The organism is Bacillus sp. FSL K6-1218, assembly GCF_038006445.1.
GTDB lineage: Bacteria > Bacillota > Bacilli > Bacillales > Bacillaceae_G > Bacillus_A > Bacillus_A thuringiensis_S.
Map to the genome: position 1 here is coordinate 45,658 of NZ_JBBOVE010000003.1, position 14,389 is coordinate 60,046.

The following is a 14,389-nucleotide window of genomic DNA, read 5'->3' on the forward strand; positions in this document are numbered from 1 at the left end:
GAGGGAGTGATTTTGAGAGAGATAATTATAAAATTCTCAACGGAAGGTGAACGTTTTAGGGAACTTGATGAATCAAAAAGCTACTTTTTACAAGAAGCTGAGGATATTATTTTTCAATTGCGGCATAAAGTAAAGAGTAGATCACAAGAGATTCAGCCGAAACGATTTGGATTATATTTAAACGGGAAGTTTCTGTTGGATTCTAAGATTTCCTTTTCTGATAAGAACTCAATAGAGCAACAAATTAAAGATACCTTTCAGCGTACCGATGTATGGACGGATGATATAAAAAAGCAATATATAAAAATTCTAGGCGATTATGCAAAGGAAGAAAAACAGGCATTTCTTAATCAAGAATTTCGTTCGTTTATCTTTTTGAAGCGGGATTTATTTGAGAAAAAGGCAAATTTTTCATTTTCATTAAAACAATCGGAAAGGTTGTTCCAAAGCGTATATGCAAAGATTTCGAATGGTTTTTTCTCACAACTTGAGGATATTGTATCTTCTATGTTTGATTCTTACGAGTATATTGTACATTATTATAATTTACTAAATGGAAGCTATGAGGAAGTTGTAAAAAATAAAGAAGAATGGTTTGGAAGTGTAGAAAATTTCGAGAAATTTGTTCGTTTTGTAACCGCAAATTATTTTTCTATAAATCGTTCCAGATTAAAAGTAATACAAGCTAATAACCCAGTATATCATTCATTTCAAGATTATTTATTTGAATGGCGTGCTAAAACTGATTTTCAAGAATCACTAAAAGTCCATGAAAATATTAATCAAAAATTACAAAATAAATGGACAGAAGTACTTCTTAATGGTTCAACTTTTGTAAATGCCGAAAGTGTGGAAAAGTGGGTTGTTGAGAAGGTATTAAGGGAATTCTTTCAAGAAGAAGCAAAACGTGAAGGTTTATCAGAAGAGGAAAAACAATTTTGTGAGATAGCTGCTGGAACAGAAACTAGGTTTTAGGAGGTAAATCTTGGTGGCACGTTCAGAAGTAATGACTTATTCATATCAAAATGTCGAGGAAGCTTTAGCTGCTGTTAACGCTCAAAATCGCGGGCGTTATTTTTTATGCACTTGTCCAGAATGTAAACAACCCGAAGCCTTTATTTATAAAAATAATCCCCAATTTTTACAATGTAACCGTGAAAACGTGTGTGGTTCATCTATTGTGTTTGAATATGAAGAAAACAAAAAGGTGAATGATTGGAAAGGGAAACAAGATGTTAAAGATTCTGAGATTACACCAGAACAAAGAAAAGAAATAGATTTGGTAACTAAGTTATTAAAGCATATTCAATATAATACAGAAAATAAGAATCTTGAGGGTTTTAGGGGCATGAGTAGAAACACGACACAAGACTTTATTCTTGACTTGGAACAAGAAAAGCTTGTGAAGAAAATGTTCGAAATCGCTCCTAATATTTTTTACTCGAAGAAGACGATGCAAAATGAAGGCAAAAAGATAAATTATGCCACCATTCCAGATATGGTTAAAAGAAATATTGTTCTTCCAATCTATGGTGATGACGGCATGATTGACAGAATTTTATTACGGTCAACAATCGATCCGAATTTAGCTAAAAAGGAAATTCAATTACAAGTAAATCCAAAATCAAATGCAAAGGATTATTTTAAAGATATTCCAGAGAAGGCAACACATATTGTAATTGGAGAATCACCAATAGATGCATATTCCTTTCGTGAAATAGACGCCGATGTCGGTATATACGCTCTTACAGGATCACGAAAGTGGAGAAAGGTAATAGAAGATATAAAGAGTAATAAGGAAGCCTTACAAGATAAGGTATTTATTATAGCAACAGATAATGATAAGGCTGGAATTGAGGCTAATGAGAATATAAAGAAAGCATTGGAAGAAGAAAACTTAAATTATAGGTCATTTAAGTATCAATTAGAAGATGTAAAAGATACAAATGAATATCTTCAAAAAAATAGGCTGGAATTTAAAAAAGCTTATAAAGCCATTAAACATAATATGTGGGATAAAAACTTAATAGATGCACCAAAATTAGAGCAGAGATTAGTAATTAACCGTTTATATCGTTCGGATCAAGAAAGTATTGATCGTACACAATTTAAAGTTAGTTATGAAGGGGTAACACTTCATAACATTTCATTTGATAATCCACCAGGAAGCGTGAATATTCCAGGGCTAGAAGCTAATAAATCGTTTGTAGAAGTGGGTCGAGGAATGGAAGGATTCTTAAAACATATTGCTCAAAAAACACCGAAAAATCAAGATTATCAAGATATAGTGATTCCTACTAAAAACAGTAAACCAACAAAAATAAAGATGCTTTCTTATAAGAAAGAAAATGATATGACAAGGAAATTGTCGTTTCAGATAGGTGAAATTATCGTTAGGGATGCGGAGGTTAATTCTTTACCAGGTGGCGAAGATCCGATGGTTTTCTATCCTCGACATTCTAATAGAACTACCTTAGTAACGGCAACTGAAGAATTTAATGCGAATTTAATTAAGATTGTGAAGCAATATGAAAAAAATATGGACAAACAGCCAATAGTGAAACAACGCTCTAACGAGAGTACTTTGGGGCGTTAGAAAGATAGGGGATGAAATACTATGGCAGTGCCATTTAAATACTTTTTCGTAATCGTAAGTGTTGCATGTATTATTTTAGCAGCCTCCATATTTGGTTTAAATCAAAATAGTAATACCAGGACTATTACAGAAGTAAAATCATTACTTTCAACGACGGCAGTGGGTCAATTAAGAGAATCACAAACAATTGAACAAGATCCAAAAGAATTAGTTGCTAATTTAGTATCAGAAGTGATTAAAGTCCAAAAGAATCATGGGAATGATATTCGAATTAGTTATGTATTTTTAAATCATGCTGAAAAACCAACGGAGAAGTCGCATGAGATTGAAAGTGTTCAATTTAAAATTGAGCAATTAAATGAAGATAAAGAAGTCCGTTCACAAGCCGAACAAAGATTATCTTTAAATAAGATATCAAATTAGTGAGGCGGAAAGGAGCTGTGACATGGGGGAGCTGAAAGGTTTTATTCTTTCATTACTTTTATTCATATCTATTTTCCTACCCTTTCAATTATTTTTAAGCATTCAATCTATTCACCAAAATGCTTTTATGAAAGTAACCACTGAGATTCAGCAAATGGTTGATTCAGAGGGCGGCGTAACGCCAAAAATTCAAGGGGTAGCTAATAGATTACGTTCTAAAGGATATGAGCTGAATTTTAAGGATCAGAAGGGTGCTAATGTTTCTGGAAAACAGTCCGTTGGTACTGTTATCGAGATTCAGTATCGTTACAAATATATAAATGTATATCGTGAGCAAACGCTAGAAACGTCCAATTATGTTTCAGTATTAAGAAGATAGGAAAGGAGGGCGCTTGTGAAACAGTCAATAAATAAATTAGCCGAAACCAAAGTATTAATGTTGATTAGTATTTTGGTTTTATTTTTTAATTTTTTCTTTGCTAATTTCTTATTAGCATTTTTACAAAATGTATTAGTGGTTTTTAAAGCATTTGCTAATCAAAATATGCAAGCAATGGATCTATTCCACCTTTCGTGGGAGGATTGTTTCAATTTTCAACGTGATATCATTACCTTCTATATAGGTGCATATGCACTTACTCTCTTTGGATTATTAAAATTTTGCTACAGCATGAAAACAAATTACGCAACAATGAATGAGAATCAGCATGGTAGTGCGGAGTTTGAAGATCCAAAAGAATTATTGAAGCAATATAAGGTTGTACCAGGAAGCGACAAAGAGTACAAAGGGGAAAGTGGTGTAATTGTTTCTGCCCTCCAAAAAGGCAAGAAATATCAACTTATGCTAGATACAGGTCCAGTACATACAGCGGTTATCGGTATATCCCGATCAGGTAAAGGGGAACGATACGTTTTTCCATCAGTTGATATAATTTCTCGTGCTGAAGAAAAAGACTCCATGATTGTTAATGATCCAAAAGGAGAAATTGCTGCGGCTAGCTATGAAACATTGAAAAAACGGGGTTATGAAGTTTATATCTTTAACTTAATGCAACAGAAAAAATCAATGGGATTTAATCCCCTGCAGTTAGTCATTGAAGCGTATAAAAAAGGCGACACTGCTTTGGCTCAACAGTATGCTAATAGCGTAGCTTTCTCTTTATATCATGATCCAAACGCTAAAGATCCCTTCTGGAATAACTCTGCAAAATCTTTAGTAACAGCAATTATTTTAGCTATTACTAAAGATTCTTTGAAAGTTGGAAAAGAAGAAAGAGTAAATATGTATTCTGTAGCCAACTTCCTTGCCACAAAAGGAAGTGATAACAATGAGGAAACAGGGGAAAATGCACTAGATATGTTTTTCCGAGCACGAGATGAAAATGATCCAGCACGTATGATGTATGCTACGAGTAACTTTGCCGCTGGTAATACACGTTCTGGTATTTTCAGTAATGCAATGGATAAACTGCAAATTTTTACATTAACACCAAATGCTAAATTGACATCTTATAATTCTTTAGATTTAACAGAGATTGGATTTGGAGAAAAGCCAGTAGCAATTTTTATGGTGACACCTGATTATGACAAGTCCAATCATGTATTAGCTTCGATTTTTGTGAGTCAGGCATATCGTGTCAATGCTGAAAAAGCGACAATGAGTGCAAGTGGAAAAATGAAAAGAAAAGTACAGGTATTACTCGATGAATTCGGAAATATGCCAGCCATTGATGGTATGGACGGTATGATTACGGTTGGTGCTGGTAAAGGTTTCCGCTTCCATTTAGTTTTACAAGCATATTCACAAGTTAAGAGTTTATATGGGGATGAAGCCGACACTATTATTGGTAACTGTTCGAACCAAATTTATATCTTAACAATGGATAAATCTACAGCAGAACACTATGCTGCCTTAATAGGGAAACAGACGATTCAAGACTATACTCGAAGTGGTAAATTCTTATCTACGGATAAGAGTACAAGTGAAAGTACAAAAGAACGTTATTTATTAATGCCTGATGAATTAATGCGATTACAGGAGGGTGAAAGTGTAGTCGTACGTGTAAATAAAAGGCAAGATAATAAGTTTGGAAAAATTGTACCAAAGCCAATTTATAATCGTAATGAAACTGCAGCTAAAGCTCGTTACGAGTATTTAAGTCAAGATTTTGATAATTCAAAGTCAGTATTGAATTTACCAATTATTTCAGAACATGAAAATATTATTTTAGAAAATATCGTATATACTGCAAAATCAGAGACTGATAGTTATGTATTAATGAAGGATTTAATGCCGAAAGATGCCATTTTAGAGATAAAAGACACGATTAGGACGGAGTTAGGGGACTTTATTCATGATCGAGCAGATATTGCTTTAAGTATTGTAGAAACTCATTTTGATGAATTCACATTCCAACAATGTTTATCGTTCATTGTATATGCTTCCTATTTATCTTTAAAAACAAAAGTAGAACTAGTAGGTCAATTAAATGAGTATTTACCTAAATCGGTAATTGAATTATGGCGAGAAAGAGCAAAAAAATCTGATTGTTATAAACCGACGGCGGAAGGAGCATTTATTCAAGTAGAGTCATCTGCAGAATATGAGGAACATGAAGAAAATGCAGAGTATGACGAAATTGATGTAAGGGATCAGTGGGCTACTGTTGCGAGCGATGGTTGGGATAACGTTTCAAATGATGATTAATATAAACAAGGGATATAGATATGAATATTAAAAAGAAATTAGAAACAGAAAAAAATAGTTTGGAAATGGCGAGATAGGAAGGGATAATTCCCTTCCTTTTATTATTTATGGATTAAAAAGGAGTGAAAGAAGATGTTTGGAGAGATTTTGCGTGAAAAACATTTAGAAATGTATTTAGAATACTTTAATTTAAATAAAAAAGCATATCTGATTACAAAATGGATGTTAACTGTAGTAATTTTTATGGTTTATACATTAGTTGTAATGCTCACACAAAAATATGTATTTTTCTTAGGATTACCAATAGTCGTAATTGCTGCCAATAAATATAACTATTTTAGTTTAGTGCTGCGTAATACAAATGCCAATATAGAAAAAACCTTTTTGTTTCCAGAGTTTTTGAGATATTTTTTAGGTTCATTAGGTACCTCTGGGAATGTTTATACAACATTAAAAGAAACAGCTCCATATTTAAAAGGACCGATGCAAGCGCAATTAAATTTATTAGTTGAAAAGATAGAAAAGAGTAATGATCGGGAGCATTATATAGAATTTGCTGACTTTGTTGGGACAAGTGAAGCAAATATGGTTATGAGTATTATTTATGAATTTAGTGAGTACGGGGTAAAGAAAGAAGCTTTACAAGAGTTAGAAATGTTTATTGATCGTATTCAAGAAAATAAAGTTAATGAGCTAGTTGATAAAAAGGTAGAAGCAATGGATATATTTTCTGTGCCCGCATTATTTTTAGCTGTAGGTTTTGTTGCTGGATTTGCAGGGATAATTTTTATCTATTATATGAATCAAATTTCAAATGCCATTACATTTTAATTGAAGGGAAATGAGAATTATGAATATCCAAATGCAAAAACAGCAAAGGGTAGAAAAAATTTTAGCAGAAAGTTTTTTAAAAGCATATCTGAAGGATAAAGATATTACGGATATGAAATGGAATGGTTCTTTCTTAGTAATAGAGAATCGAATGACTGGAAGATATAGACCTAAAGAGCAACCAACGCAAAAAGAAGTGAAAAGTTTGATAAAACAAATTGCTGATATTCAAGGTGATGAATTTACAGAAAGTAATCCAATATTAGATACTGCCTTTGGGAATTTACGAGTGAATGCAATACATCCAGTTTGTGCGAACGGTGGTACATTCGCTATACGTGTGAGTAAACCACATTTAGCAATTCCTGATTTAACAGGACTAGTTAATAAGGATGTAGCAGTACTCTTAGAATTATTGATGAAGGCAAGGGGTAATGTCACAATTAGTGGTGCAACGGGTACAGGGAAAACAGAGTTACAAAAGCTATTGGTAGGATTTATGAATGATGATGATGCAATTTTTTTAATTGAGGATACACCAGATAGTCACTTGAAAGAATTGTATCCACATAAGGACATTAGTAGTTTAGTAACCCTAACAGGTGATGATAGAGAAAAAAAGATAGATATATGGGATTTAAACAAGGCTGGTCTACGTAATAACCCAGATTGGATTTTAATTTCAGAAACTCGTGGCGTTGAGGCAGCCGGAGTATTAGATAGTGTAAAAACGAGTCATTCTATCATTACAACTCTCCATGCCAAGAGTGCGGCTGCTATTCCAAGTCGATATATTCCTATGATGAAACAAGCTCCATCGTATGCTAAATCGGATGATCTTACAATTGCACGAGATATTGTGGAATTACTACCATATGGAATTCAAATGAGCAAAGAAAATGTCAATGGTAGCGTTATACGTGAGATAAAGGAATTCGTAGAGTTCCTAGAATATAATGATAAAGGTCTAGTATATCGACATATATACCAGAAAGAAAATGAATGGAATCCAGAATTAGAAAAGTATGAAACCATTGAAAAGATACAACCCATTTCAGAACGGACGATAAAGTTGTTGAGAGATGCTAAGCTCTATCATTTGCTACCAGATGTATTTAAGGAGAAAGCAGAAAAATAGGAGTTTCTTGCAAGTTTTATGAAATTATCCTGAAAGTTTGTTGATAGGATTGGGATGAAAAAAGCTGATAACATGTTAATATCAAATAATTTAGGTGGGATAAATGATGAAAAAATTGGTCTTCATGTTATCAGCTATTATTGTAGTTTTTGGTGCTTTCATGGCTTTTGATACATATAAAAATGCACAAAAACAAAAAGTAAGTCCATATGGAAACAAACAAGTGTCTATGCAAACTTTAGAGCAAGCAGAGAAAGATCCGTTTTACCAAAATATAATCTTACCAGCGCAATTGAAGGAAAATAAAAAAAATGGGCAGAATGAAGTGGTTTATTTTTTTAGTCCAGTCTGTTCATATTGTGAGGCGCTAGAGCCTAACTTAAAGGATGCAGTAAAAAAATATGATAATACGAAGTTTAGTTTATATAATGCTTATGAGTTTCAAGAAGGATGGCATGATTATGACCTAAAAGGAACGCCTACATTGATTCATTTTAAGGATGGTAAAGAGGTGAATAGATTAGTAGGATACCAGTCTAAAGAGGCTGTAAATCAATTCTTTGATGCTATTAAATGAGAATAAGTCTAGTACATGAAGCTGTAAATTTAGTAAACTATACTTATATGGATTTATAAATATACAGTTGGAGTGATTGAATTGAAAATCATGAAATTAAATTGGATTATTGCACTCGTAATTCTATCTATAATGGTTGTAAGTGGTTGTTCTAAAAATACCGATGGAACAAGTAGTGAATCTAATAAGAATGAGAAATCTGTTAGTGCTGGTGTAGTGGAAGTCTCTTATGATGAATTAATGAAATTAGTTAAAAAAGAAGAGCCTGTATTTGTAATGATGGCTCATAATGATGACCTTCAAAAAACAAATGCAAAACAAGTTTTAGATTATGATGCAAAGCAATTAGATAAAAAAGTGTATCTCTTTTCTTGGGAAGATGCACCAAAAGATTTAAATTGGAGTTCCTATGTGGCAAGTAAGACAAGAAATGAATTAGAGAGTATAGGTATAACAGAGCCAAAAAGTACTTATTTAGCTTTTAAGAAGGGAAAAATAGTTGAAGGTTCAAGTTCTATTTTTAGTGGGAAAACAAGGCTTTATGAAAATGGTGATTTCAGCTACTCAATTAAGATGGGGCTAGAAAAATAATTATGTTAAGAACTTATTCTAAAGAATAGGTTCTTTTTTTATTAAAGGAGGTTTATAAAAGTGGCAAAATCAAAAAAGAAGAAAATATCTTTGTGGCAAGAAGCAAGGTTGCTATTTAGTGGATGGGCAATAGTAGGATGGTTAGCATTTTTATTTATGATGCATATGGGGTATGTATACATTATTTTGAAAGATGTTCCAATAAGTATAATTGCAGGTGCTTTTGGTTCAGTAATGTGGTTCTTCTCCTTTACTGTTGCAAATAAGAAAGTCAAAGTTTATCAATTTCAATTAAATGAGCTATTAAAGTATGCAACGAATATGTCTTTCTTTATGCAGTCGGGGAAAAATCCATATTATAGCTTAATAGAAACAAAGAAAACATTAGATATTTCTATTCAAAAAGAAATTGATAAAACACTAGCTAAATTGGAAGAAGAAGCAAAATTAGATACAAAACACTTTGAAAAATATAATTTCCCAGCTTTGAACCAATTTCATAAAATTTTAAAGATTAAAGATGAAAAAGGTGGTTCAGCAAGGGAAATGTTTGGCCGAGTTATTAAAAGTATGAACTTTGAAATCTCAAAGCGTGATGATCTACACCGTAAGAAGAAAGGTAAAGCAAAAACAATTTATATGATTATTGGTATGGTTGGCGCAATGCCAGTTATGCTAGATTTCATGACAGCTAATATATACGAACAGTTTTTATCAGTGAAAGGACCAGCTACTATACTGCTCCTTCTTTTTTATATAGTTATACTTTTCACTTGTAAATTCGCACAAAAGAATAAAAATGATATTTCAATTCGATTATAGAAAGAGGTGAATGCATTGAGTAAGGAAGAAATACTAACTCAATATCAAGATATATTAGATATAAACGGGATTGCGAGTAATATATTTCGTTGGTTAGGTCAGAAACTTCTATTTATACTTCTTTATATAAATGAGGTTGTAGAAAAGGTAGTAATGCAAGTTATTACAGGTAATGATTTCTTTCAGTATTCGGGAATTAATGATCTAAGGAACGGAATGAGTATGGTAATATGGGCACTTTTGACCGTTACCATAATAGCAGTTGGTTACCAATTGATGTTCAATAAAATAGAAAAAAGAACAAATGTTATATTAAACGGATTACTTTCAATATTGTTTCTTGTGGGTGGACCGATTTTAATGGACAATCTGAATAAAATAGCGAGTGCTGGTGTAAAAGACTTACATGCAGCTCCTGGTTCATTAGGTGTGAGTATTGTAAAAAGTAATTTAGCGGACCTTAACTTTTATGCTAAAGAAAATTTTCAATTACCGAAGCCAAATGAAAAAAGAATTAATGGTGTATCGGAAGAAAATATTAAATATATTGATTTTAATGAAACAGTAAATATGGACGATGCTAGGGATGAAGGAAAAAAGGCATTAAACAGTAGATTAGTTCTTTCATATGATAATAAACTTAAAACAGAAGATTTAGATAACGGTTGGTTTGATGTATTTAAAGAGGCTTATTATAGATGGGATATAAATTGGGGATCAGTATTAATCTCCCTCATTGTTACTGCTTTTGCTTTATTAATTAGCATAGTGAAAGTAGGACGAATTATCTATGAACTGGCTTTTCATAATATATTTGGAGCACTAGTAGCCGCAACTGATATTAGCAGTGGTCAGAGATTAAAAAAGATAATAAATGAAATTTTTAGCTGCTATGCAGTTATTTTTTGTATGGCGTTACTTTTAAAAATATATTCCCTTTATATAGGGTGGCTAGCTACAAAAGATTTTGGCTTTATGGGTTGGGGAAATGCACTACTTCTTCTAGCTGGCTCTTGGGCTGTAATAGATGGACCAAATATTGTTGAACGTATGCTTGGTATTGATGCAGGTTTACAAAGTGGTTGGAAGACTATGATGGCTGGTGCAATGGCTGCCAAAGCTGGAATAGATGTTGCAAAAGCGACAGGGAACATGGTAAAAAAAGGTGCAACAGGAACAGCAGGTATGATTAATAAGCTGAGAGGGAAAGAAGAACCAGCAGGTCCACGGATGCCAGGTGTTGGAGATAATGATTTAAACAACTTTGATATGAAAAATGGTAATGATGATACTGGTGAGGATGGAGATGACGGTCCTCCACCTTCTGACGATGGAGGTGCTATTGATAGTCCTGACGATTCAGAAGAGAAAGATAAGAAAGCCCCAAAAGGTCGAGGTGGTGCAGAAGCAATACCAGGCACATCTTCAATCGGCAGTGGAAATAATAAAGATGTAAAAGGGAAGAATGGATCCAACGTTAATCCTGGTGGATTTTCAACAAATGAGGAATCGTTATTTGATGGAGGGAAGTCTAATATTCCATTACCAATACCGGCTAAATCAAATATAAGTTCAAAATCAGCAGGATCAAAGGCAGGGGCTAAGAAATCTGCAAAGAAAGGTGAAAAATCAACTGATAAGATTACACCAATGAAAAACCAATATGACGGACCGATAGGACCACATCCAGCAGGACCAAAAGCAGGAGTGGGGCAGTCCACAATGAACGGAGAAAAAGCGGAGAGTAAGATTACTCCAATGGAAAATCAATATGATGGACCGATAGGACCACATCCAGCAGGACCAAAAGCGGGAGTGGAACAGTCTGCAATGAACGAACCAAAAGCAAATGGATCACAACCAGCGATTCCAGGAACAGAACAAGGAGCTGTGAACGGGCCAAAAGCAAATGGATCACAACCAGCGATTCCAGGAACAGGACAAGGAGCTGCCAACGGACCAAAATTAAATGGATCACAACCAGCGATTCCAGGAACAGGGCAAGGAGCTGCTAACGGACCAAAAGCAAATGGATCACAACCAGCGATTCCAGGAACAGGGCAAGGAGCTGCCAACGGACCAAAAGTAAATGGATCACAATCAGCGATTCCAGGAACAGGACAAGGAGCTGTGAACGGACCAAAAGCAAATGGATCACAATCAGCAATTCCAGCAACGGGACAAGGGGCTGTGAGTGGACCAAAAGCAAATGGATCACAATCAGCAATTCCAGCAACGGGACAAGGAGCTGTGAACGGATCAGAAGCAACTCCATCACAACCAGCGATTCCAGCAACGGGACAAGGGGCTGTGAGTGGACCAAAAGTAAATGGATTACAACCAACGATTCCAGGAACAGGACAAGGAACTGCGAACGGACCAAAAGTAAATGAATCACAACCAGCGATTCCAGCAACGGGACAAGGAGCTGTAAACGGGCCAGTAGTAAACCAACCAAAAATACAGGCAGCGCCTGGTCAATCCGCACCAGCGCTACAGGGTTCAGTGCCAATAATGAGTCAACCAGCACCAGAGGTAAAAGGTTCAGTGCCAACAATGAGTCAACCAGCACCAGAGGTGAAAGGTTCAGTGCCAACAATGAGTCAACCAGCACCAGAGGTGAAAGGTTCAGTGCCAACAATGAATCAACCAACACCAGAGGTAAAAGGTTCAACACCAGCGATGGGTCAATCTGCACCAGCGGTACAGCGCTCAACACCGACAATGAGCCAGCCAGCACCAGCGGTACAAGGCTCAGCGCCAGTGATGGGTCAATCCGCACCAGCGCTACAGCGCTCAACACCGACAGTGAGTCAACCAGCACCAAGTGTACAAGGTTCAGCGCCAGTGGTGGGTCAATCCGCACCAGCGCTACAGCGCTCAACACCGACAGTGAGTCAACCAGCACCAAGTGTACAAGGTTCAGCGCCAGTGATGGGTCAATCCGCACCAGCGCTACAGCGCTCAACACCAACAGTGAGTCAACCAGCACCGAGAGTACAGGGTTCAGCGCCAACAGTGAGTCAACCAGCACCAAGTGTACAAGGTTCAGCGCCAGTGGTGGGTCAATCCGCACCAGCGCTACAGCGCTCAACACCGACAGTGAGTCAACCAGCACCAAGTGTACAAGGTTCAGTGCCAACAATGAGTCAACCAGCACCGAAGGTACAAGGCTCAGCACCGACAGTGAGTCAACCAGCACCAAGTGTACAGGGTTCAGCACCGACAGTGAGCCAACCAGCACCAAGTGTACAAGGTTCAGTGCCAACAATGAGTCAACCAGCACCGAAGGTACAAGGCTCAACACCGACAGTGAGTCAGCCAGCACCAAGTGTACAAGGTTCAGCGCCAGTGATGGGTCAATCCGCACCAGCGCTACAGCGCTCAACACCAATAGTGAGTCAACCAGCACCAAGTGTACAGGGTTCAGCGCCAACAGTGAGTCAACCAGCACCAACGGTACAAGGTTCAGCACCAACAGTGAGTCGACCAGCACCGAGTGTACAGGGTTCAGCGCCAACAGTGAGTCAGCCAGCACCAAGTGTACAAGGTTCAGCGCCAACAGTGAGTCAACCAGCACCAACGGTACAAGGTTCAGCACCAACAGTGAGCCAGCCAGCACCGAGAGTACAAGGTTCAGCACCAATAGTGAGTCAACCAACACCGAGTGTACAGGGTTCAGCACCAGCGATGGGTCAATCCGCACCAGCGCTACAGCGCTCAGCACCAACAGTGAATCAACCAGCACCGAGTGTACAAGGCTCAGCACCGACAGGGAGCCAAAAGAAAGTCGTTCAGCAAGAAAATAAGGTTATTCAAAAGACTGAGATTGTACAAGAGACAGAGGTAATTCAAAGAAATCATGTGAAGCAAGAAACAGGAAGTGTCTTACAAGAAAATAATAAACAGAATGTACTACAAAGTGAGCGTTTGGATGATAATGCTGAACAAAAGTTTAGCGTTCATGAAGATATGTAAGTACTAAAAATAATAGAAAGGTGAAGATGTAATTGAGCTATGAGATCCCTAAAGAGATAAAATCACCGATTAAATTAATTTTCTCATTGTATGCAAAGGATCTATCCATCATCGGCGTAGGAACATTGTTCCTATTAAATGTTGGAAGTGAATTTGTCCACAATTGGTTTACCATTCCCTACTATATTGTAGGGTTTGGTGCTTTACTTTTTATGGTTATGAGTTCTTCCACGAATCCAGGAAAACGAAATTATGTTGCTTTATATTTTTTAATTAAGCGTAATAAAACTACTTATCATCCTATTGATGCTAATGCGATAGAAAATGAATCTAAATACTCGAATGAAAATAAGGAGGAAGAGAGAAATGAGTACAGAGCAAAAATTAAATGATGCTGCAGGTGTTCCAACAATAGTTGTACCTGTAATAACAGATGAAGAAAAACCAGAGAAATCTGGTTTTTTTTCTATAAAAAAGAAAGAAAAGAAACCGAAAAAGAATATAAAGAAGAAAAAAACCAAAGGTTCGAGTGCCAAACCAAACGATAAGTATGCTTCCTTTTGTACGGTATGAGGGGAATCATATTGTTCTAAAAAATGGCGTTATGGATATTTTACAAATTACAACTACTGATTTAAATACGCTAAATGAATCGGATGAAATGATGATGATTTATCAAAGGGTTAGGTACATGCGGAGTTATGCGTATGATTATAAAGAAGTATC

At 35.8% G+C, this 14,389-nt stretch carries 13 protein-coding genes; all 13 read left to right on the forward strand.

The genetic code is table 11. The annotated features are described in order from the left end of the window. The first annotated feature begins 6 nt into the window (after positions 1–6). The 13 genes from MHI26_RS30530 (at position 7) to MHI26_RS30590 (ending at position 14,236) form a co-directional block, all read left to right on the forward strand. The gene (locus MHI26_RS30530) at positions 7–975 is read left to right on the forward strand and encodes a hypothetical protein (protein ID WP_225989680.1); all 969 of its coding nucleotides are present in this window, start codon (positions 7–9) and stop codon (positions 973–975) included. Positions 976–988: 13 nt separating this feature from the next. After that, positions 989–2,596 carry a toprim domain-containing protein gene (locus MHI26_RS30535; RefSeq protein ID WP_098291703.1) on the forward strand — a complete coding sequence of 536 codons (1,608 nt, stop codon included), beginning with the start codon at positions 989–991 and terminating at the stop codon, positions 2,594–2,596. A 21-nt stretch (positions 2,597–2,617) separates the two neighbouring features. Next, complete coding sequence (locus MHI26_RS30540; protein ID WP_061665804.1) at positions 2,618–3,019, forward strand: hypothetical protein; 402 nt, start codon at positions 2,618–2,620, stop codon at positions 3,017–3,019. Positions 3,020–3,041: 22 nt separating this feature from the next. Continuing rightward, positions 3,042–3,398 carry a hypothetical protein gene (locus MHI26_RS30545; RefSeq protein ID WP_061666003.1) on the forward strand — a complete coding sequence of 119 codons (357 nt, stop codon included), beginning with the start codon at positions 3,042–3,044 and terminating at the stop codon, positions 3,396–3,398. A gap of 15 nt (positions 3,399–3,413) precedes the next feature. Beyond that, entirely contained in the window at positions 3,414–5,726 is a 2,313-nt protein-coding gene (locus MHI26_RS30550) for a VirD4-like conjugal transfer protein, CD1115 family (RefSeq protein WP_098291704.1), read from the forward strand. 132 nt (positions 5,727–5,858) lie between these two features. After that, positions 5,859–6,557: a flagellar assembly protein FlaJ gene (locus MHI26_RS30555; RefSeq protein WP_097889049.1), complete on the forward strand. Its 699-nt coding sequence runs from the start codon at positions 5,859–5,861 to the stop codon at positions 6,555–6,557. A 19-nt stretch (positions 6,558–6,576) separates the two neighbouring features. Then, a complete protein-coding gene (locus MHI26_RS30560) occupies positions 6,577–7,695 on the forward strand; it encodes an ATPase, T2SS/T4P/T4SS family (RefSeq protein ID WP_098291705.1) in 1,119 nt (372 codons plus the stop codon). Positions 7,696–7,801: 106 nt separating this feature from the next. Then, on the forward strand, positions 7,802–8,272 hold the full coding sequence (locus tag MHI26_RS30565) for a thioredoxin family protein (RefSeq protein WP_255259141.1): 471 nt from the start codon (positions 7,802–7,804) through the stop codon (positions 8,270–8,272). A gap of 90 nt (positions 8,273–8,362) precedes the next feature. Further along, a complete protein-coding gene (locus MHI26_RS30570; protein WP_225987898.1) occupies positions 8,363–8,863 on the forward strand; it encodes a hypothetical protein in 501 nt (166 codons plus the stop codon). A gap of 60 nt (positions 8,864–8,923) precedes the next feature. Then, positions 8,924–9,685: a hypothetical protein gene (locus tag MHI26_RS30575; protein WP_097889046.1), complete on the forward strand. Its 762-nt coding sequence runs from the start codon at positions 8,924–8,926 to the stop codon at positions 9,683–9,685. Positions 9,686–9,700: 15 nt separating this feature from the next. Continuing rightward, positions 9,701–13,663, forward strand: coding sequence for a pLS20_p028 family conjugation system transmembrane protein (locus MHI26_RS30580; RefSeq protein WP_340994831.1), 3,963 nt, complete (start codon positions 9,701–9,703; stop codon positions 13,661–13,663). A gap of 32 nt (positions 13,664–13,695) precedes the next feature. Further along, positions 13,696–14,055, forward strand: a complete 360-nt coding sequence (locus MHI26_RS30585) for a DUF5592 family protein (protein ID WP_061667868.1) — start codon at positions 13,696–13,698, stop codon at positions 14,053–14,055. Beyond that, positions 14,030–14,236 (forward strand): hypothetical protein, encoded by a 207-nt coding sequence (locus tag MHI26_RS30590; RefSeq protein ID WP_340994833.1) that lies wholly within the window; start codon positions 14,030–14,032, stop codon positions 14,234–14,236. The genes MHI26_RS30585 and MHI26_RS30590 overlap by 26 nt, the downstream gene beginning before the upstream one ends. The last annotated feature ends 153 nt before the right edge of the window (positions 14,237–14,389 follow it).

Bases quoted from the DNA above. Each gene is read 5' to 3' on its own strand.
- MHI26_RS30570 (WP_225987898.1), top strand. From the start codon at position 8,363: ATGAAATTAAATTGGATTATTGCACTCGTAATTCTATCTATAATGGTT.
- MHI26_RS30565 (WP_255259141.1), top strand. From the start codon at position 7,802: ATGAAAAAATTGGTCTTCATGTTATCAGCTATTATTGTAGTTTTTGGT.
- MHI26_RS30540 (WP_061665804.1), top strand. From the start codon at position 2,618: ATGGCAGTGCCATTTAAATACTTTTTCGTAATCGTAAGTGTTGCATGT.
- MHI26_RS30590 (WP_340994833.1), top strand. From the start codon at position 14,030: ATGAGTACAGAGCAAAAATTAAATGATGCTGCAGGTGTTCCAACAATA.
- MHI26_RS30560 (WP_098291705.1), top strand. From the start codon at position 6,577: ATGAATATCCAAATGCAAAAACAGCAAAGGGTAGAAAAAATTTTAGCA.
- MHI26_RS30555 (WP_097889049.1), top strand. From the start codon at position 5,859: ATGTTTGGAGAGATTTTGCGTGAAAAACATTTAGAAATGTATTTAGAA.
- MHI26_RS30545 (WP_061666003.1), top strand. From the start codon at position 3,042: ATGGGGGAGCTGAAAGGTTTTATTCTTTCATTACTTTTATTCATATCT.